Annotated in this window: 1 protein-coding gene; it reads right to left on the bottom strand. The window is 64.9% G+C overall.

Annotation, left to right across the window (positions count from 1 at the left end; genetic code table 11):
- Positions 1-533, bottom strand: a 533-nt coding sequence (locus tag AACY08_RS28550) for an ArsB/NhaD family transporter (RefSeq protein WP_339472450.1), incomplete at both ends; no start/stop codon positions are given.

Below are 533 nucleotides of genomic sequence, written 5' to 3'. Positions count from 1 at the left end.
CAGCCGATAACGTTGGCGTAGATCATCGCCTGCCGGACCGCGCCGGTCGCGTGCGTGGCGTCGATCGACAACGCCCCCACCAATACGGTTGGCATGTTGTTCATAACCGAGGACAAGATTGCGGCGAGCAACCCGGTGCCGAAGGTGGCACCCCACACCCCGCCTTGCGCGGCGTAATCAAGCGCGGTGGCGATATAGCCGGTCAGTCCGGCATTCTTCAGGCCGAACACGACCAGATACATACCGAGCGAAAACACCACGACTTGCCACGGTGCGCCGCGGATGACCGCGCCGGTTTGGATCACATGGCCGCGCCCCGCGATGACGATCAGCACCAGCGCGGCGAGCGCGGCGGTGGCGCTGATCGGGACACCGATCGGGTCGAGCAGAAAGAAGCCGACGAGCAGCATCGCCAGCACCACCCACCCGGCGCGAAAGGTCGCCGCGTCGCGGATCGCATCTGCGGGTTTGCGCAATTGGGTGACATCATAGTCCGCCGGAATATCGCGACGGAAGAACAGCAGCAGCGCCCC

Source organism: Pseudomonas sp. EL_65y_Pfl1_R83, assembly GCF_963970695.1.
GTDB classification, from domain to species: domain Bacteria; phylum Pseudomonadota; class Gammaproteobacteria; order Pseudomonadales; family Pseudomonadaceae; genus Aquipseudomonas; species Aquipseudomonas tritici.
The sequence above is the reverse complement of the archived record's forward strand: the minus strand, read 5'-3'. Positions and strand labels throughout refer to the sequence as shown.